Annotated in this window: 8 protein-coding genes; 1 reads left to right on the top strand and 7 read right to left on the bottom strand. The window is 57.2% G+C overall.

Annotation, left to right across the window (positions count from 1 at the left end; all coding sequences use genetic code 11):
- Positions 1-188: 188 nt before the first annotated feature.
- The 3 genes from ABD919_RS16995 to ABD919_RS16985 form a co-directional block, all read right to left on the bottom strand.
- Positions 189-965 carry a DUF6602 domain-containing protein gene (locus ABD919_RS16995; protein WP_345237240.1) on the bottom strand — a complete coding sequence of 259 codons (777 nt, stop codon included), beginning with the start codon at positions 963-965 and terminating at the stop codon, positions 189-191.
- A gap of 155 nt (positions 966-1,120) precedes the next feature.
- A complete protein-coding gene (locus ABD919_RS16990; RefSeq protein WP_345237239.1) occupies positions 1,121-1,963 on the bottom strand; it encodes a hypothetical protein in 843 nt (280 codons plus the stop codon).
- A 179-nt stretch (positions 1,964-2,142) separates the two neighbouring features.
- The gene (locus tag ABD919_RS16985) at positions 2,143-3,438 is read right to left on the bottom strand and encodes a patatin-like phospholipase family protein (RefSeq protein WP_345237238.1); all 1,296 of its coding nucleotides are present in this window, start codon (positions 3,436-3,438) and stop codon (positions 2,143-2,145) included.
- Between the two features lie 226 nt (positions 3,439-3,664).
- Here ABD919_RS16985 and ABD919_RS16980 point away from each other — a divergent pair, with 226 nt between their 5' ends.
- Positions 3,665-5,812, top strand: a complete 2,148-nt coding sequence (locus ABD919_RS16980; RefSeq protein ID WP_345237237.1) for an SBBP repeat-containing protein — start codon at positions 3,665-3,667, stop codon at positions 5,810-5,812.
- A gap of 30 nt (positions 5,813-5,842) precedes the next feature.
- On the opposite strand, the gene ABD919_RS16975 is transcribed toward ABD919_RS16980, so the two are convergent.
- From ABD919_RS16975 to ABD919_RS16960, 4 genes are read right to left on the bottom strand one after another with little or no spacing between them, the layout of a single operon-like run.
- The gene (locus ABD919_RS16975; protein WP_345237236.1) at positions 5,843-8,032 is read right to left on the bottom strand and encodes a hypothetical protein; all 2,190 of its coding nucleotides are present in this window, start codon (positions 8,030-8,032) and stop codon (positions 5,843-5,845) included.
- 18 nt (positions 8,033-8,050) lie between these two features.
- Positions 8,051-12,994, bottom strand: a complete 4,944-nt coding sequence (locus ABD919_RS16970) for a hypothetical protein (protein ID WP_345237235.1) — start codon at positions 12,992-12,994, stop codon at positions 8,051-8,053.
- A 37-nt stretch (positions 12,995-13,031) separates the two neighbouring features.
- Complete coding sequence (locus tag ABD919_RS16965; RefSeq protein ID WP_345237234.1) at positions 13,032-16,187, bottom strand: hypothetical protein; 3,156 nt, start codon at positions 16,185-16,187, stop codon at positions 13,032-13,034.
- Entirely contained in the window at positions 16,184-19,789 is a 3,606-nt protein-coding gene (locus ABD919_RS16960; protein ID WP_345237233.1) for a DUF6603 domain-containing protein, read from the bottom strand. The genes ABD919_RS16965 and ABD919_RS16960 overlap by 4 nt, the downstream gene beginning before the upstream one ends.
- Between the last annotated feature and the right edge of the window lie 205 nt (positions 19,790-19,994).

Below are 19,994 nucleotides of genomic sequence, written 5' to 3'. Positions count from 1 at the left end.
CGGTGACCACCATGCCCCACCTGCTACACCACGTTTCGCACCTATCAAGTCGCAATAGGTCTGCCCTGCACTGGGAGAGAAGTTTTGGGAGGCACTCAGAAATGCTACTCCATCTGATTGCTTAGGCTAATTGTGCAACCCGGCAGAGCAATTTTCATCACCTAGTCAGTTAGAATGCTCCCTCGTTGCTATCGCAACAGCTTGAGCAGGTAAGGGGTTAAAATATTACTGCCTCCTACCATGCGGGGCATCACCGTGCTCAACCATCCCAAAAAGTCAAACAACACAAGATCGCTGTGTTGCCCCCGCCATCCTGTTGAGCAGGTACGATCAGAGTTTAGAATATTGAAAGCGCCCTGTCCATCCCCCAAATCGATTAGGTAGCCATGACTCAAGACGAAAATGCCATCAATGGTAAAACCAGGCTTGTACTCGCTTGGTCTGTACGACTGAACTACCTCGGCGATTTTCTCCAGCGTGATTTGCGATTCAAAGGCAAACAAAAAGAAGGGAGGAGTGGTATAAAAACGCTTCCCGTCGCTTTCGTTGGCAGACATCATGGCATTGGCAGGGGGGATGGACACGAGTTGCTTGTAGTTGCTGCCCTTGGCTAGCGAGTCCAAAAGTTGCTCGGTATTCAAAATGGCTTTGACCTCGCCAACGGCACACACGCCTTCCACAAAAAACAACCCGGGGTCGTTTTCCCTGAATGTGAACGGGTGATCCTCCGAGGCAATTACCACATCCATCTGGTTCGATGTACGGAACTCCCGATCGATTACCTCGCCCGTTCCAATGGCCATGCGCCGTGGCAAGTAGGACCGTAGAAACTCGCGCAACTCGTTTTCGACAGCCGTGCCTTTGATGCCCTTGTGCTCAAAGGATGCTCTGATTTCCTCCAGTTTCAGGAGCATTTGCTTTTCAACAAATGACACTTTGCGCTGCAAATCTTCCTTACTAAGCATTGTATATTACAGAGTTTAGGCGGGAATAAACTTATGATTCTTCCTTAAAGCGAGAAGCATAACCAGCTGAATACACACATGTACTGCGTCCGGGCAGGCCAACCCCATGAAAAGATCTTGTAAGCGTTGCGGAATCAGCCTTTCCGTTGCTCTGGCTAGGCGTGAATCCAAAAGCCAAAGCGCCGGAACTGGGTGCCGGTCCACCACACCCGCCCGCCATAGCGGAAATTCGTTGCGCCGGCCTGGCTCTGCAGGGGTACCGACACCGCATCGCCCTTGCGCGTGGCCTTGTGGGAGGGCGTTTCAGGCACTACCGCCACGATGTGGCCCGGGGCGTTGAGGTTAGTGCGTTGCCCCGCAATCACACACACCTGGCCCAGGTTGGCGGCTTGCTGCAACTCCGTTAGGTTTGCCGTGCGCCGCCACCCAAAGTCCGGCCCGAACTCCTCCAACCAGTTAAACAGCGCGTTGACGTTGTACTCCTCGACCGTGGTGCCGTAACGCGCTGCCACCAACTGGCCCTGCAGCAATTGGGTTAGCGCTTTGGCCCGCCACCAGACCCGGGGCAGGTAAGCCCCGGCCAAAAGACAGTAGTCGTGGGCGTAGATGTTGCAGAACGTGGCCGACTGCGTCCGTCGGTAGCGCTTTGCCCGCTCAACCTTCAGGTAGTCAACAATGCCGCCGAGTTCCTGCGCTTTGGCCTCGGGGGCGGCACCGGCGCGGCCGGGCTGCTTGGGGTCGTTGAGGGGGAAGGCCCGTAGGTCGGGGTTATCGATGCGCACGGGATGCAAAGGCGTCAGGTGCGCTTCGGGAATGGACGGCAAGACCGGCGGGGGCGGCGGAACCGGCTGTTGCGCCGCTGCTTTAAGCAAGTAAGCCTTGACGTATCCCTCCACCGGAGTGCCTTGCAAATCAGCGCGCACCCGGACCCATTCCTTGGGCTGATCTTCCAGCACAGGGAGCACCTCCACGTGCTGGCCCTGTTTTAGCTGGGCCAAAATGTTCTTGGGATCCAACCGCGGCTGGCTCCGCAAATTGGCCTCTAAGGGCAAGACTTCATAAACAGTAGCGGCCATAACTTATCAGGAAAGTATTGCTTGGGTGGGAAACACTTCTTTTCAGTCACATGGAAGTTAACAAGAATGCGCGGCCCGGGTGGGTGTGCACCCGGTAACCGCTACGTCAAACCCGTGGCCGGACGCATGGCATCTGTCATTTGATAGGTCTTGATCATTTCCTGGCGCAAAGTTCGGTATCCGGGCCAGTCAAAATCGGCTACAAATTTGGCCGCCGCGGCCGCTCCCTTGGCAAACAGCTCCAGTTTGGTCGCGTCAGACAAGCCAAAATCCAGCCAGTTGAACTGGTCGGTTTCCGCGTAGCTGACCAGAAGCCGAAAGTCCGGGTTACGCTTGATGAAGTCGTAGTCGTGCACGTGCCGGGCCGCATCGAACATGGCCCCGATAAGCTTAGAGAACTTGGTGAGTTGGTTAGGTCGGGTCCGGCTCAAGCCCAGCTTAATACCCAGCGTTGGGCAGTTAGGCACTTTGTAATGTTGGTGGAACAGATCAATAGGAAAATTACTCATGATGCCCCCATCAAGAAAATACGCCGTTTCTGGGACCGTGCCACAGTACCCGGTAGCATCTTGCCACAGTGCACCACCGGGCTCGCCCGCGCCGGGCAAAGGGCTTATCGTGTGGGGCCAGAAGAAGAAAGGAATGGACATGGAAGCACGCACAAAATCGGCTGGGTGCACCTGCTCGGGCTGGGCATAGTACAAGTGCGCCATCTCGGGAAACACCACCTTGGACTCCGTGGTCACATCGGCCGCAACCACAGCTACCCGCACGGGCTGTGCTGGCGCGTAGGCCGTCCCGTCGCGCAAGCGCAAGCCGTCGGCCCGTGTGAGTGTACGTATCCGGTTCAGGTCGGCCACACTGCTCACGCCGCGCTCGTCGAGCAGCCCACGCATCCACGTGTAAAACACACGCCCCGGGTTGAGCCCGAAATCCTTGGTGAAATTGTCCACCACCTGGGCGCCTTTCCAAACGTATTGGAGCAGCCGGCCATTCTCCAGCACCGTGTCCACAAAGTCGCGGGCGTCGCCGTCGCCGTCGACAAACGTGTACAAGTCCTGCGCGGAAAGCTGAGTGAGCAGCCATTCCGAGCGCTTTTGTGGCACTGGACCTGCCGCCGCCATTAGCATGGCGTTGATAGAGCCAGCCGAGGTACCGCCCAGCTGCAGGAAGCGCACGCCCAGCTCTTCTAGCACATAGACGTAGCCAACCAAGGCAATGCCCAGAACCCCGCCACCTTCCATCACCAAGTCAACGTACTGGTGACCTTTCAGGTCTACAATATCGCTAATGTGCCACCCCGAGGCATGACGGGCCACCGCATCTTCGGCTTGTTGCAGAGCAGATGCAGCAGCGGCGTAATAATCCGCCGGCAGTAAAGGTTGTGTTCTTTGCATGGGGGATGGATCTGTGTAAGCACTGCGACGAATGACAACCAGGCCCCGGTAATGAATCGGAGCAAGTATCGTGGTACGTTAGGGACCATTATAAATACTCCGATTACTTGTTCAGAAGGAGGCAACATTGTTTTCAAACGTTTGAACCCCGGATTGTTGCGTGGGCGAGGTATATTTGATAAGGCTTTCTTCCACTCCGCACTTCCCGGCCCTACCCTGACGTTTTATGAACGACAAATTTCGCCTTCGTTTCTACCTGTTTACTGCTCTGTGGTTGGTGTTGCTGGGAGCTGCTCTCATTCCCTGGGAAGCAGCAGCGCAAGCTGGCTCCAGCCCCTGGGCCCGGCACATCAGCGCCACGGGCGCCGACGTCGACGGATACCACGTGGCTACGGATCCGGCGGGCAATGTGTACGTGGCGGGCAACTTCACCACTACGCTCTCCTTGGGCTCCACCACCTTCACCGGGAACGGCCCGGATGGGTTTCTGGCCAAGTACGATGCCCAGGGCAACGTGCTCTGGGCGTACCAAGTCGGTGGGGCGGGGCAGCAGAACGTGGGGGCAGTAGCTACCGACGCCGACGGCAACGTGTTTGTCGGCGGCCAGTTCACCTCCGCCGTCTCGTTTGGGGCCCTGGCCCTGTCCGCGCCGGGCACGGTTGGCTACCTGGCCAAGTTCAACGCACAGGGGCAACCCCAATGGGCCCGGGTCATTGGCAGCGGGAGCGGCATCGCGGGGATTTCGGCCGTGCATGCCGACGCGGTCGGGGCGTTGCGCATCGTCGGCGCGTACCAGCAAACGACCACCGTGGGCCCCTTTCCCTTGACCAATGGGGGCAGCCGCTCTAACACCGAGAACACCTTCCTAGCCGGATGCTCTTCTACTGGGGCAGTGCTCTGGGCTACTTCCCTGACCAGCACCGAAAACCTGTATGCCACCGATACCGCCTTGGACGGGATGGGGAACTTGCTCCTTACCGGTACCCTGTGGGGCACGGGAACGTTTGGAACGCTCGCCGTCACCACTGTGAACCCAAGCCAAAGTGCGTACGTAGCCAAATTTAACGCCCAGGGCACCCTGCAATGGGTGCAGCAGGCGGGCGGAACGCGTACGTTCGGCAACTCCGAGGGCCGGGCCGTTGCCGCCGATGCAACGGGCAATATCTACGTAGGCGGCTTCAGCACCGGGCCGACCTCTTTCGGTACCCTAAGCCACCCTGACCCGAACATGTACGTGGCTCGGATGGATGCGCAGGGCAACTTCGTATGGGTCGTAGCCGACGCGCAGGCCCTGTACACCGATTGCCGTGACCTGGCCGTGCACCCGAACGGCACCCTTTACGCCGTGGGCTCGTTCCGCTACGGCATGAGCGCCCCGCCCCTGGCTCTGAGCAACAGCGGCAGCTCCGACGCCTTCCTGGCCCGCTACCGCACCCGCGACGGGCAGGGCTTGGCCTTGAGCGCTGGCTACAGCGGCACCGGTGCGGATTACGGCGCCCACGTAGCGGTTGACAGCTACGGCAACGCCCACTACACGGGACAGTACCGGGCGGGCACGGGCGGCACGTTCTACGTCTACAACCACACGTTACCGGGTGGCCCCTACTACCGCATGTTTCTGGCCCGGGAAGGAGCAGCCTGCCCGCCCGCGACAGCACCGGTTATTGCGGGGCCCGCGAGTGTGTGCGCCGGCGACACGCTCACGTTGACCGCCACCACAGCCGCTGCGCCGACCCTTTACCAATGGAGTGGCCCCAACGGGTTTACCTCAAGCCAGGCCACGGTGCGGATTCCCAACCCAACGGCCGGCACCTACCAGCTGACGGTGAATGCGGGTGGCTGCCCGGCCACCTCGGCCCCGTACGCAGTTTCCGTGGTGCTTGGGCCACCCCAACCCACCGTCAGCCGGCAGTCTTCCGGTGCCACGGTTACACTGACCAGCAGCAGCCTCACGGGCAACCAGTGGTACCTGAACGGTGCCCCCATTCCCGGCGCGACGGCCGTCACTTACACCGTGAGCGCAGGGCCTTCGCAAGCTGTATACACCGTGGTAGTGACCAATGCCGCAGGGTGTCGCTCCACCCCATCGGCTGCCCAGATAATTACCGCTTCCCGTTCGTCCACCGCTTTTTTGGGATTGACGGTGCACCCCAACCCGGCACCGGACGGGCGGATCCAGGTACGGTGGCAGCCAACCGCTCACCCGACGTACCTGCGCGTCGTTAACGGCGTAGGGCAACTCGTCCTCCACCGGGACGTGCCAGCTGGTGTCAAGGCTTTGTCACTGGAGTTGGCCAACCTTCCTCCGGGATTATACATCCTGCAGGTAGGCAGCACAACTGCGCTGGAAACGATGCGCTTGCTACGGCCTTAAAGGCTGGCTGGTGACTCATCACAAACTGCGCTAGAAGGCCGGCAGGGGAGTAGGACCTATCTCATCACCGGCAGAAGGAGTAGCCGGACCGCCCACTGGTTTGAGGTAATCTGTAGTCCCCACCGTCACGACCGTTAATGCCACGCCTTGGCTCCATGTAGGAGTCATGTTGCGGTAGATCACCCGTACTGCATCCTGATTACGCAACATGCCAAGCAATTGGGCACGGGTTTTCTCGATTTCGATGCCCCCAATGACTTCGCCCTCTTCGTCCAGTGGATGAAGCCGTACCCGGTCCACTTCCGCCGGGGAGGTGCCCGCTTTCATGATAACGGCGTGTAACCCGAACGCAGCCGCTTCGGTGCGCACGGTTCGTGGCAGTAATTGGTCGTACGCTAACCCGCTGCTGCCCGCGCTGCGGCCCGGTCCCAAACTCCGGCCAAACCAAAGCACGGTCTCGCCATTATACCACCGGGCCCGCCGAAACGCGCTATCTACGCGGATACCCGTCGGTGGGACAGAGTGCTCCTGCAAGACATACTCTTGCGGGGCAGGGACGAGATTGAGCAGCGTGGTACGGGGCTTGACGGTATCATCCCCCGGATTAAAGTCATCCAACCCGTCTACCCGGCGCACCATCTCTCCCTGCAGCAACTCATAAGCATCCCCGGCCGCTGGCCGCGGCACAAAGGGAATCCAATTCTCGGCTACTGGCGTGGCCAGTTGATATTCTAACTTAGCCAGCGCGGGAGGACGGGGCGTAGCAGGTACTTGGGATCGCAAATATTCGGTAAGCCGAGCGGCCGCACCGGCGCCGTCCATGCCCCGGCCCTGGCCATCGGAAATGGTTTGCTCGACACCCCACACCAGATTAGTCGATTCCTCGCGCAGGAGCAGTACTTGTTCCACCGGTTTGCCTACCTGCGGGGCTACTGCGGTCGGCGGCAATAGCAGGCGTGGCACCGACTGCCGGCGGTTGCCTTTTTGACTCAGGGCATATACCCCCCAACGGCCCCAATCCAAATCGACAGGGGTTTGGGCTTTGTCCTGTTCGCGCAACTCACTGTAGCCGGCCGGCTGAATGCGGTACCGCTGCCCAAAGACATCGGTAACGTGGACGGAGCGCACCGTACACAGACTGCCGGCCGGAACGGTATAGGGCAAACTAAACCAATCGTTTTGGTATAAGAACATGAACTCCTGCAGCAGCATGCGTCCAAAGTCCGACGAGTCGGCCGTTATCTTGCCAAAATCCACTTTCCGGTCTTCAAACTCCCACCAACGGGCATTGGGCGAGCCGCCGAATTGAATCTCGGTTGGCACAAATCGGAGTATTTCGCTAGTAGCCACGCCGGCCGTATTCTCGTACCCGGTCGCCGCTGCGTTTTCATCCACGCTATACCAGTCCAACGGGCCGCCGGTGTGCTCGCGTGCTTCCAGCGCGGCCGGCACCCCCGAGAGGGTAGGGGCCGCTGCTTCGAACTGGTATTCCAGGTCGGGCACCGACCAAGCAGCGCTTCCCCCAGCTTCGGGAAGTGTATACAAGCGGGAAAACCACTGCGTGAAGCGTTGGGCTTGTTGAGTCAAGGCGACTCCCGTCTGACTTGTGCGGGCAACTCCAGCGGTGTCAGCAGCATGGCCGCCGTCCCGGAACAGGTCACGGTACAACTCGTACCCGTCAATTGCCTTCTCCCTTAGGGCCAGCAACAATTCCGTTGTTTCTGCTCTGGTAGTGGCTAAACCGTATTCCAAGTCGTACCCACTGCTAGGTGCAGCCGCGGCACCCAGCGGGTAACCGTCGCGAAAAGCCCCAAGCGTTGTCCCCAGGGAAGTTGCACGCAAGAGCTTCTCCCAATGATGCCCCATCTGTAAGCGCATTCCCGCATCTATTTCGGGGTGCTGGGCCTGCACCAACGCATCCAACGGCCGAGGAAGCAACTCCCCATCGTATGTTACGATCCCTTGGTCTCCCAGCCGGAACTGGTTCAGACGCGAATGTTCTATTTCTACTTCCGCTACCACGGGCTGGCCGCGGTCTTCGGCCCGAAACTCTTTCAACTGCCACTGCCGGGCCAGCATCCAAGCAGCATCCCGGACTTCGGCGCGAAGACTGCGGTTGAATTCGGCGCTGCGCGGCCGGCATTCGAGGCGATTACCGGCGATGAGGGAGGATATTCCCCCAATGGTGCGGGAGGGTAATTCGGGCAGGGGCGTAGACATACAGCAGAGAAAATGGAGCTATTGAAAATCGGAGTACAGCGCCTCATCACGGAAGGACGCTGAATTATTCACCCGGCGGTAGTCCAGGGTAATCGTGGTTGCCTCCTGTGCCACCGGTGCAATCAGGGCAGGCAGAAGGATGCCTAAGTGCGTAAACGAGAGGGCATCCGGTTCAATGGCGCGTTTCTTGGCCAGATCGAGGGTTTCGCTGACAGCACCCAGCAAAGATTCCCACTTCCATTTACCGTCCTCGTTGGAGTCCGGTGAGACCACCAGCAGCAACGTCTGCGGGGCTTCAGTGTTGGGTTGGTCGTAGTGAAATGCTACCGAAGTAACCTCTTCCTTTGGTGGAATTACTTCCGTCCATTCATCGAGCAGGTATGCCTGCTGGGAAGCGGTGGCATCGTATTCGTGCGGTACAACCGGCAAGATGTTGACCAGTGAAACAGCATCCCCGGCTGGTTCGTAATCCGTGGGGAAGCTTACCCCCAGCCAATATTCTTTGGGATTCGCATCAATAGACTGGGTTGAGAGCTGTGTTGGGGTTAGGGGCAGCGGGAAGAAATCCGTGTCGTCGGCTCGCAACAAGTCGTTGATGACAATGACTTTTTCCAAGTGGTCCAGGGGCTCTCGTACCCGGGCCAGCCCTTGCAACCACTCCTGAGTTATCAGAGGGTTATCGCTATGGTTGTCCAGCAAATCAGTTAGGTGATTAGGCTGCATGGCTTGCGCGTAGACGTCACGGGAAGTGCCGAGTAGTTCAAACGGGGGGGCCAGCCGGAACGAAGTGCCCAGCAACGCTTGCGCCACCCGTGCATAATAAGCTGAAGTCGCCTCAACAGCGACGCCGGCTGCTTCCTCTAAGCGCCGTTGAATCGTCTGGAAAACCGTTGCGGCGGATCCAACCGGATCGGTGATGCCCGGCGCTGTGGCAGCACCGGCTTCCGGCAGACCGTAGCCAGCAGCCTCGTGTAGAAGACCACGCAATTCCCACAGGCGGGCCGCAAGATTGGCGGGCGTTGCCGCCTTTACCTCTGCTTGCTTCGCCTGCAATCGGCTGGCCAAGTCCGCTAAATCAGCGCGCAGGTCGTCAAATCGGGTATCGAGGATAGTGAATTTCACCCCCTCGTCGCCGACGCTGAGTTGGCCGGGTGCCTGCCGGCTCGGCCCCATCAGGTCCATTGGAACAGCCGCCCGCGCCGTGCCCAGTAGCTGACGAACCCTGTGCAGCAAAGGCATAAGCCGTCGCAATGAATCTGTGTTGGCAGCCTGGAAAGCAAACGAGACCACGCCCGTGCCGAGGGGGTCATCGACTAGATGTCGCTTTCGCACAAGATGAGCTAAGTGCACCTCCAGCAGCGAACCTGACCGCAGGGCATCGCCTTCCGTCAGAAAGAGTAAGTCAATGGGCTGCATTTGTGCTTCAGCCAGGGACAGTTCGTCTTCCCACGCATCTTCTCCCACCTGTAGGCGGTAGCCAATCAGCAAGCTTTCCGGATTACCAATCAGCGCGGCCAGCCAACGGTTCAGGCCTGGCTCCGTCGACGCGCGTGGACTGGGAGCAGTCCCCCACAAAGCCAGACTTGCCGGGGCTTCATTTGGCAGGTGCAGCAGCACCCGGTGCGTTACCGACGTGCCGCCGCGTGGGGTATGTACAATTTCGGGCGCGGCTGGGAAACGGCCCTTGGCCACGTTTTCCAACATGGCGCTGGCTTGCTCCACATTGCCCATGACAATTTGATGAACGCTCTCTCCTACGGTCAAATCTCCCAGTGCATCCAGGCTGTCGGCTAGACCTTGTATCCCCTGGCGTACCACCGCTACAAAATCTGCTTCGCTTCCGTCATCCGCTGGCAGGGTTGCCACCACTGGGTAATAATTGGTGCGTTTGGCGGCCTGCAACAGCGCCAAGCCGTCCACCACCTGGCGGGCCACCTGCTCGGTGCCAGCTGGCTGGGGGATAGCAGCTTGGCCCAGGGTAGTTTTCTCGTCGGTGAAGGGGTACGCCTCGCGTATGGTACCAATCAGGGCCGCTACCGGACGGCCATCGGTTAGCGTGGCTTCCGTTTCCCGTAAAGTCCGCTCAAAGTGCTGACCCAGCACCGAGGCCAGCGACTGGCCCGTGCGGATGCTTTCCAGAATGGCCAGTGCCCGCCGCACGCGCTCGGAAGTGAGGTTGACGGCCATGCGGTTCGCGGCAGGGTCATCGGCTGCCGTAGTAAACTGGCGCGATTTGTACCCCTGGCGCAACACGGCCGCCGTGGCGGCATGGTTGATGGTAGGGGCGTGAATGTAGCCCAAGTTATCCGGGTCTTGCCGCGTTTTGCCCACCGCCTCGGAGCGGTCTTGTGGCACGACATCTTCTAACCAGCCAAACGATCCCAAGAACGAGCCGGTAGGCCGGTCGCGGCGTAGCTCGGCCAGGCGGTATTCTACCTGGGCCGTTTTCCAGGCATCCAACCGATAAGTACCCAAATCCAAGTGCTCGGCGAGCGCCCGCTCCAAACGTGCAGTAGGAATATTGACTAGCTCGGCTAGTTGCGAGCGGAAAGCCACCAGTAATTCACCGCCTCTTCCTTCGCCGTTTTGCAGCTCTTCGTACAGCGGCATTCCCCCCGTCAAGGGGCTCTCGCGGTAAAGCCAGTCCCATCGGGCCGTGTCTTGGCTGAGGATGTTGAACAACTCCTTTTCTTCGGGCGGGATGGGCTGGCCGGCGTCTTCGTACGTTATCAGGGCGGCCTCCCAGTATTGTAATAGGACGGCGTGCCGTAGCAGCCGGTACAGCAAAGAATTCGGGACCGGAAAGCCTTCGGGCACCTCGCCCCCGTAAAGAGCCCGGAAATCCTCCAAGCGAATTTGATTGAAGTCGGCTTCTGCAAGCCAGCCAATGAAGTTAAATTCCAACTTGGGAAACCGTTGCACGGGGTCAGTTTCCGAAAACGGCATGCCATCAATCATCCCACCCGGTGCCTCGGCCCACTGCGGCCGAGGCTCATCGGCGAACGTGTGCACAACCTTGCGAAAGCTGGATTGCAACGCCAGGTCGTACACCCAGGGCCAGGTGGTATTTTTCAAGCCAAACGGACTGGCTCCATTCAAGGCAGCCGGGTCAAACAGTTCCAGAAACTCTGTGTAAAGCAGGTTCTCGGGGTTAGCCGGTGTACCAAAGCGGCCAATGTCGTTGCGGCGCCGACCCAGATTAACGGAGCTGCCATCGGGGTTTATGTTTACGATTTGGGCCCAGATGTTGATGACCGGGTTGCGGGTGGAAGCGTTGGTAGCCAACGTGTCCATAACCGTAGGCCCTACCGAATAGCGCTGGTAGGCTTCCACGGAGGATGCATCCTGCCCCAAGACCGTGAGGATATCCTGTTGCCCGGGAGGGGCCACACTAAAGGGTGTTTCGTAGCGGCGGCTTGGATAGGCTACAAATTGGCTGAGTCGTTCTGTCCATGTGACGTCCAGCCGGCGGATCACGTCCCACAAGCGGTCACCAAACCCGGGCACCGCCTCGTTGAGCGACTTGGGCACTTGCCAAGCCGAGAACTGGGTAGTTGGAAGAACACCATACGGTTCGTTGCCTACCCGAACGGCGGGCACCCCGCCCCGGCCGGAGACGTAATCGGTGAAAAATAGCCGCGTCTGCTCTATTGGGCCAGGGTTCGTGATTGGCCCAGGGTTGGTGGCGAAGAGCGGATATAAGCCCGTGTCCAGGAAATAGCCATACGTTGCCGGCCAAAGGATGCGGTTGAGCAACATGGCATCACGGACGTCTTGCCCGCCGCTGTAGCGCGTGTGGTGTAGGGTTGAGGCTTGAATACCCAGCGCCTGCGCCAGCCGCTGTCCATCGGCTTGTTCAAAACGTTGCTCGGCGGCGACTTCAGTAAACAATGGCCCTTGCAACCATTCCCGGAAGCTGGCTTCCGCATCGTAGTGATCCGCCGAGCTGTAACCCGCCCCTTGCGTCGACGTGTTGTTTGTCGGCGTTCCCTGGGGCACCAGCTCAAAGCCTTCGGTATGGGCGTGATTGCTTAGCAGGTACTCGAGCTGACGGGCGTTTTCATCACTGGCTTCGCTGTTGCGTACCCCCAGGACAATGAGCCGCTTGAAGCCATTCTTGTACTCTTCGTCGGAATACAAGGGAACGGCTATGGCCATGCCCTCCTCCAGTGCCACCTCAAAATCAGCGAGCCAAGCTATATTCCCAGTTAACCCTTTCTTCTCGTCTAATTCTTCTGGCGGGCCCCCGGGCTGTCCCGCCCGGGGGTGGGGCCCTACTGGCAGTGGCTTTTGCCGCAGGGGAATACCCTCCACGGTACGCACGACTTCCAGAAACTCCGCCGTCATTTCCGTTACGTTCAATGGGTACCCATTTCTTACTTCGGAACGGTTCATCAACAGGTCCTGGTAGAGTGTGTCCCCGATCTGGGCCGGGTCACCGGTCTTGGCCGGGTCCTGAATCTGATTGTACAGCGTAACCACAAAGCGGTCGGGCATGTTGAGGGCCCGCGCCGGCTCGCTCCACGATACCTCATTGCTTGCGACATCCCGGAACTCTGGGGCAGGCAGTTCTTTGGCGCCGCTCCGCGCCACGTCTTCCAAATGGAGAAGATTCGTGGGGGTGGACTGCTGCAGGATCCAATGCGCACGGGGAGCTCCATACTTTTCCACCAGGTTGCTCCAGGCCAGCAGCGAATGCAGCTGACCGAGCGCACGATCCGGGGCTTGCCCGGACTGTCGCCAGTACGCTTCCCCGGCCAGCCGCTCCGAATCGGTCAGCGCGTCTTCGTGATGGGTAACGCTGAATACATCCGGGAAAATGCGCACCAGCAGTTCCATAGCAGTACGCCCCGGGTGCTTTTCCAGGAATGACTTGTCGTGGCGAACAAACTTTACCTGCACCTGCACCGGCGTAAGCAGAAAGGGGTGCTGATTGGAGAAGGAAATCTCAAGATCGGGCATGATAGGGTAGCTTACGCTGGAAAAATAAAGCGAGAAATTAGGCCGGAATCATTTCCGCAGCATGGATGGCTACCATGAATGGTTGCTGGAAGAGCACATAGGCCAACTTGGCACTGTCGGTGATAGCCGTAAAGGGCGCGAGCGTTGTGCCGGCAGTAAACGGAAGCGTGATTACCTCCCCTTCATCGGCCTGAAGATGCTGCCAAGACAAGTCGTCCCAGCTACTGGGCGGGAACGAAGGATTTGCCGTGCCTACCCATTCATCCAGCCCGAAATGTGGTTCTCCCGGTCGCTCTTGTAGAATAAAAAAGTGCCCGTAAGGGCCCGACAAGGAAGAAGCTGGATTCCCTTGAACTTCCACTTCGCTGAGTGGAAACGTGAGCACAAGAATGTCCTGCCCCAGCATCATGCGGCGCGTGGGGTACACGTACGTCCCGCCAAAATTGGGTTCCAGCTCACCGGCTCCGTTCTTAATGGCGGGCAATGCCGCAATGACCGTATTGGGGTAGCGCAGCAACAAATCGGCACGGATGGCCAAGCGCACCTGATCGGCGGGACCAGTTATGGGCGCATTGGTGCCCAGTGCCCGCTGGAGCCACAGGTGTAGGGGTTGAATATCACGCAGATTTTCCTCGGCTTGGGCCAAAGTCGTTGGGCTTTGGGTATCGGAAGTAGTCGTGCTTAATAGGTCGCTCACATCCCAAAACTGCCGGAAAAAGCTGCCGCGCAATTCAATGGGAAAGCCTCGCCACAACAGCTCCGAACCCAGTGCGTGGTTTAGGCCCAGCATGTAGGCCTCGATGAACGCCCGGTTGACGCTTAGTAGTGTCAGTCCATTTGCCGGAAAGTCTTCTACCCCCGGCATGAATAGGTCCGGGTACTTGCGCCGAAGTGCTTCTCCCATGGGGTCTTTGAACACTGGGTACGCCATAACTGGTTTGAGTTCCTGCAGGGTTGGAGCAGGATTCGCCACTGGGGTTCCAATCGCCGCAGTGCCACGGGCTTGTACCCCCGCGGAGATTTGACTCACCGTCCCGGCGGTATCATACGAGCCGTAGTGCGGTACGACGCGCAAGGCCTTTTTAGCGCGAGCCAGGTACACGGGCTCGGGGCGAGTTCCCTCAATCAGAGCTTGTTTGATTTCTTCTAAATCCAGCGGCGGACGAGGTATGTCTTGGGTATTGAAACGAACGTCGCGGAACGTAGAATAGGCATTGTCAAAAGCGTTGTATTGTTCGCTTTCGTACGTGTAAATCTGGTATTTTCCATCAACCAGCACCAGCAACTCCCCCGGTGTCTCGCCCTCGCTTAAAAGCAAATCCATCTGTCCGTCATCAAACTGGTACGCCCGGATGAGCTGCGGTTTGGGCGGAGCAGCGGTAATGGTGCCCTGATTGAGCAAAGTCAGCAAGGCATCCCGCTGGGGCAGTGTGGTACGCGCTTCAAGCAGCGTTTGAGCGTCATCGGTCGGGGTCGGGTCTGTTGGACGTTGCGGACGACCCGCCAAACTCGTTTGGTAGCGCCCAAAGGGCTTGGCAATACGCCGAAACGTAGGGCTAAACGCGGCCATGGGCATGTTGCTTTGCCGGATAACTTCTTGCACGGTCGCTCCTTTCCCCGGTACTAGTACCCGGGAAAAGGCTAAGCCGGTGAGGTGCAGCCCATAATTTTCCATGCTTCCCGGCTCGGTAGCCTCATCCACACCTGGGCCGGTGATTGACTTCTCGACAGGGACTTCCTCATTAGTAGGTTCGGCCACTGTGGCGTCTGCGGGCGCTGATGTTGCTTCTGAGGAAGTCGACATCTTGGGCTGCTCTTCAATCTTGGGAGGCTCTTCACTGGTCTTTGCTTGCCGTGCGGCAACGCGCTGCCCGGCTGTGCCGCCCGTCAACGGCAGGTGCTGGGTCCGGAGCGCGCTCGTGGTCTGCAAGCCGGACTGCATGCCCCGTAAGTTCATGTTGGCTTCCAGCACGTCCCGCACTTGTTCCCAGGCGCGATTGGTGTACTCTTCCTGGTTGTCTTGAATAATTTGGTTGCCCAGGCCCGCGATGACGCGGTACCGTGGGTCCAGGTTGGTTTGGCTTAGCCAGCCGCTGGGAGGAGCGGTTCCCGGATTTGGCAGCTGCAACGGGTTGGCATAGCTCCGTCCGTAAATAGGGGGTGTAACCGCCGGTCGGCCGCTGGCAGGAGCAGCCGGGGGCGCCAGGGCGGGGGCCAATTCTTCCTGTAGCTCCTGCGCTAATTCGGCGGGGGGAGGAGGCACGGCACCGAATGGGCGGAGGACGCCTGGCAGATTGACAATCCAGTCCCCGGAGCGGGGGACTCCTTGCCCGCCCAGTGGCGTTCTGACCGTCATGGGCTGGCTGCCAAAATCAGCTAGCTGGACCGGTCGCAGCCGCCGGGCCAGGGATTCAAAATCCCCCGCTTCTCCCGTGCGAAATGACCACTGGTAATACACGGGAAACAGGGTAGGCCCCATGGTAGAATTCCAGGAGGGCTCAGTGACGCTCGCGCTTACCGGCAGCCCCAGCCCGGCTTCGCGACCCGCTTCGAACGAGGGCACCAGGAAAGCCCGGTACGCCGTATTGGCCTTCAGCCGCCGGGCACTCATCACCCGGGAAAAAGCTAGGTCCGGGTTGGTGCGCAGCGTCCCGTCAAGGAAGGCATTGGTTGTGCCTCCATCCAAGGCTTGGTTAACCTGTACGTGCGCCCACAGCCACAGCTGGGCTGCCGGGGGAAAGTTGTCGGCATTAGGCGCCTCAATAACCGGGAGTGGGCGCGTGCCTTGCTCTACTTCCCGGTATTCCGCAGAGTTTTCCTCCAGCGCAAGCAGGCAGCACCAGGGTGCAACGTGCGGTACTGGCGCTCCGGCCGGCGGCGGAGTAGAAGGGACGGGCGGACTATAGCGCCACGGCAGGTCTTCTTCGTAGAATTCCACCGCGGCCACGAGCAGCGAGGGAAACTGCTGTTCGCCAGCTGCTGGCAGCGTCTTTAGTACGGCTTCGGGGTTGATGCCCACCACGCTTCCAGGACCGTGCAAGTCCGCATTAACCGTCACCTGTTCGGAGGCCGATCCGCCATTAACGGCTACGTTCACAGTAATGGGCAGCACCAAGCGGGCGGGCGTGTGCGCCAGTCCGGCTTTAGCAGCCAGGGTATTTCTTACCCAGGGAATAAACGAGAACTGACTCATGCGAAGGCCACGTTGGAAGAAGTCACGGAAGCGGGGAGCTGATAGGAAGGAATGACCTGTAGTTCATCGGTCAGTTCGGGAGCTGCAGCCATGGCATCGGCCATGTACTGCGTAGCGGATGCCTCGTTGGGGAAAGGTGTGGCCACGTGGGGGAGTAGGTCACGAACGCTGACTACGGCATAGGTGTCTTCGTCCCAAAATACCTTGTCGGGAGCCTTACGCGATGGCCGGCGTTGCTCGTACGAGCGGGCCGTGCGCCCCACAGCACCGTTACGAGCGAGGCGGCGGGACAATTGATCCGGGAAAGTAATCCGCGGCAGGGCCGTTACTTGGGTTTCCCCAGCTCCGCCCCCAGCAGCAAATGTGGTGGTTCCCTCCTCCGTTGCCGTGCCATTGGATGAAGACGCCGACCGGCCTGCCGTGGTGGCTGGCGCGCTGTGGGCAATTCGGACTTCGTACTGCACGGTGCGCGTGACGAAGCTGCCACCGGATAATCCATCGACTAAACCGAGCCGAATACCGCTGCGCATGCTTTGAAACGAAGGCGCCGACAGCTTTTGCTGGTCGCTCATCGTCCGGAATTGACCGGGGGCAAAGTGGTCGTTGAGGTACTCCAGACTGCTGCCTTGCACCGGCAGCGGATTGGTGGCACCTACTGTTGCACTGCTGATGTTGAACTCATTGCCCGGGGTCGGACGCGTATTGCCGAAACGCTCTAAGCGGTAAGCCAATGGCACCACGCGCTGGCGTACGCTCAACGCTCCGCCGGGGTCCACCAGCAGCTTCTCCGGGTCGGTTTCGGCCCGCAACACCACCAGATTGGCCGGGCGCACAGCAGGCACCTGTACCTCCCAGCTTTTGGGGTCGCGTAATGCATCGAGAAGCAAGCGCCTTACATCGGTGTCGGGCAGGGGCTGGGGTGCTGCGCCCTGTCCGAAGGTGCGATTGACGCGGAACTTGATTTTGAAGAACAGAATCTTGAAGCTGCCTTCGCCGTCGATGTGCCACGGTGCCGGACCGGTGACGTTAAGCCGCAGGTGAATGGATAGTTTGGTGCTGTTACCTTTCTTGATGGCCACCCCAGCTGCTACTTGGACGGCAATGCGGAAGGGGTTGAACTGGAACAGCGCATCAAAGCTCAGAAATCCGGCGATGTAGTAAGACCCAGGCAAGTTCACGTACAAGTCCAAGCGGCTGCCGAACTGCACCGTGTTGGCCGTGATGGCCACGTAGCTACTTAAGGTCAAGCGGAAATCGTTCCCTTGCGCCAATGCCAGAGTTAGGCGGCGGAGCGTAGGCAAGTCGGCATTGGCCGGAGGTTGGAACGAGGGGTGAAAACCGCCCGAGGTCAGTAGGAAGACGGGATTGTTGCCTTGGTAAAGTCGGAAAGCGGCATCGCCGGTAAGGGCAAACTGTAGAACACGCGAGTCAACCAGCGACGCATCGAAGGAAACGCGCTTGGCCCCAAAGTCAACCACACCCAAAAAGTCAGCTCGAAGCCGCAGAATGGGAGCTTGCTCGTTGGGCAGAATAGCACGCAACACGCCGAGTAAAACTAGCCGTACGGGAGCGGGTAATTCTATTATAAGTCCGAGATCTAGGGTCAACAAGGCTGGGGAGCCCCACCCTATCTTAGCCATGATGCCGAAAACATACTTACCCTCTGCAACCGGAAAAGCGCTGTCAGCAGTCGCTAGTGCGGCCTGAGGGGCATCCAGGATATTAGCAGGGAATAACAAAGAATTTATTCTTCCCTCCTGAACCATTCCCCTTAGGTAGGAAATATTTACTGTTCGGTTGATACCTACAAGACCGCCGACTCCATTTAAAGTGAATCCCATACCTAATTGTATAGGAGTGAATTCCACCGTGATTAATAATAAGAACGAGTACCCATTATGTTGGTTAGGAATTCTCGTCTGTAACAACCCCAAAGCTGTAACATTTACTTTTTCTTTGATGGATAGCTGTGCTACGCCTGCGTAGCGACTCTCTAAGTAATCAAAAAATAAGTATCCGCCCCCTTTGACTGTGTCCGAATCAATTTCAATTCCGACTCCCGAAGGCGGAAGAAAACCTAACTCAAAATCACCTGGTCCTGCATTGCCACCCGATGCATTAAATGATAGCGAGGCTCTAAGACCAGTCCTTTCGATAGTCGCTCTAATAGGCCCTAATTTGACTTGAGCGCTTGTGCCAACATTCAAGTATAATCCAGATTCTGCCACTGCAAGTCCCAACGACAGTTCCTGAATTCTAATAGCGTTTTGTAAAAACCCACGGTTTATAGGTATTTTTTTATTTAGACCTCCGCTCCCTTTAAAGTGAATTCCATTGTTCTTAGTAAAACCCACTTCAAGGGTGAATTCAACGTTGATTTCATCAGAAGGCAGAACTTTTGCAATAAACCCGTCGCCATCACCAGCCTTCAAAACGAAGATAATATTTGAAAAAGTTATAATTAATCCATAGTCTATCGTATTTGTAGTTTTATTAAGGAATGAATTTACAGAAAGACCACGGATCTCCAACCTTGTGCCTGTAGTGCTGCCTATCTGAATAGCGTTGTTCTTACCAGCGGATGGTAGGTAAGTTAACCCAGCCTCAATCGCTATCGGACTGTTCGAAACATTGCCTATAATCTCTACACTTCCATTATTTTGAAACTTAAATCCTGGAATTGCAGCAGAAACACTGGAAGAAAAAAGCCAATTATTCAGGCGTTTAGAAACCTGAAGATCTCCAAATGGAACACAGTATACACCGGGCCCTCCTTGCGATGGCGGCAGTATCCCAATTGTAGCTCCTACTTGTGTTCCTAGACCTGCATTATTATCCAACCCCTTTTTTATAGTCAGCAGGCCTCTGAGTCTATCCCATGTGTTCTGATCTAACTCAGCGATTTGATTAGTTTTAACTCTAGCTGCATGTCCGACTGAAGAAGATACCCCTATATTATTTAAAAATTTCGATAAAGCTGGGAAGAAATTTGCTCCCGCGTTTATGGCATCCGCATCAGTATTGATTCCAAGGGGCCAGTATTTTTCTTCAAGAACTGATTTGGGGCTTTTAATAAACTCTCCAAGTTTACTAAGTTGAACACTTTGTGTAGAAGACCCATCGAATTTAATGAAGTCACCCTCTGTCAATAGCACATTGGTGTCTTCACTAATGACATCAATCAACTCCAAGAAGCTGAACAATGTCTTTTGATGCTTAGAAAGATAAGTTATTGCTAGATGGTTTGATACATCCTTAAATAGAAATTGAAGAGATGGATCAAGCGCATCAAGTGTGCTAGGCAAATCTTTAATAGAATTAATTATATCGCTTATATTGTCTAATAATAAAGTAAACTCTTCCAGTGTAGAGGGGGGAGCGCTCTTAACTAACTCAAAGGTATTGAATAGGGATGTAGTAAGTCCACTTAGAGTAGTTATAAAGGACTGCTTCTGCCCGGCCGTACTAGCTGCAGCGTTGACGTTCCATCCTGCATCAAGTAGAAATTGTTCCAACACAAAATCTGACTTCGATGCATTGACCAATGGCTGAAAATAAAGACCCATTTCGTTGAGCAAGGCCTCTTGAAAGTTCCGATTCATGTTATCGCTGTTTGGTCGTTTCTGATTTTATCGCCAATGAATGCCTTAGCTTATTTATTTGCTTTATATAAGCAAACGAGTAGGGTAGGTAGGCATATGAACCAAATTTTTTTATAAACGATAAGAGTATCCGCAAACGTATGCGGCTTCTGAATTAATTGAAAGTGAAGAGAAATAATGTGCAGAAATATAGTTGCACAAAGGA

Source organism: Hymenobacter saemangeumensis (assembly GCF_039541835.1).
Taxonomy (GTDB): domain Bacteria; phylum Bacteroidota; class Bacteroidia; order Cytophagales; family Hymenobacteraceae; genus Hymenobacter; species Hymenobacter saemangeumensis.
The sequence above is the reverse complement of the archived record's forward strand: the minus strand, read 5'-3'. Positions and strand labels throughout refer to the sequence as shown.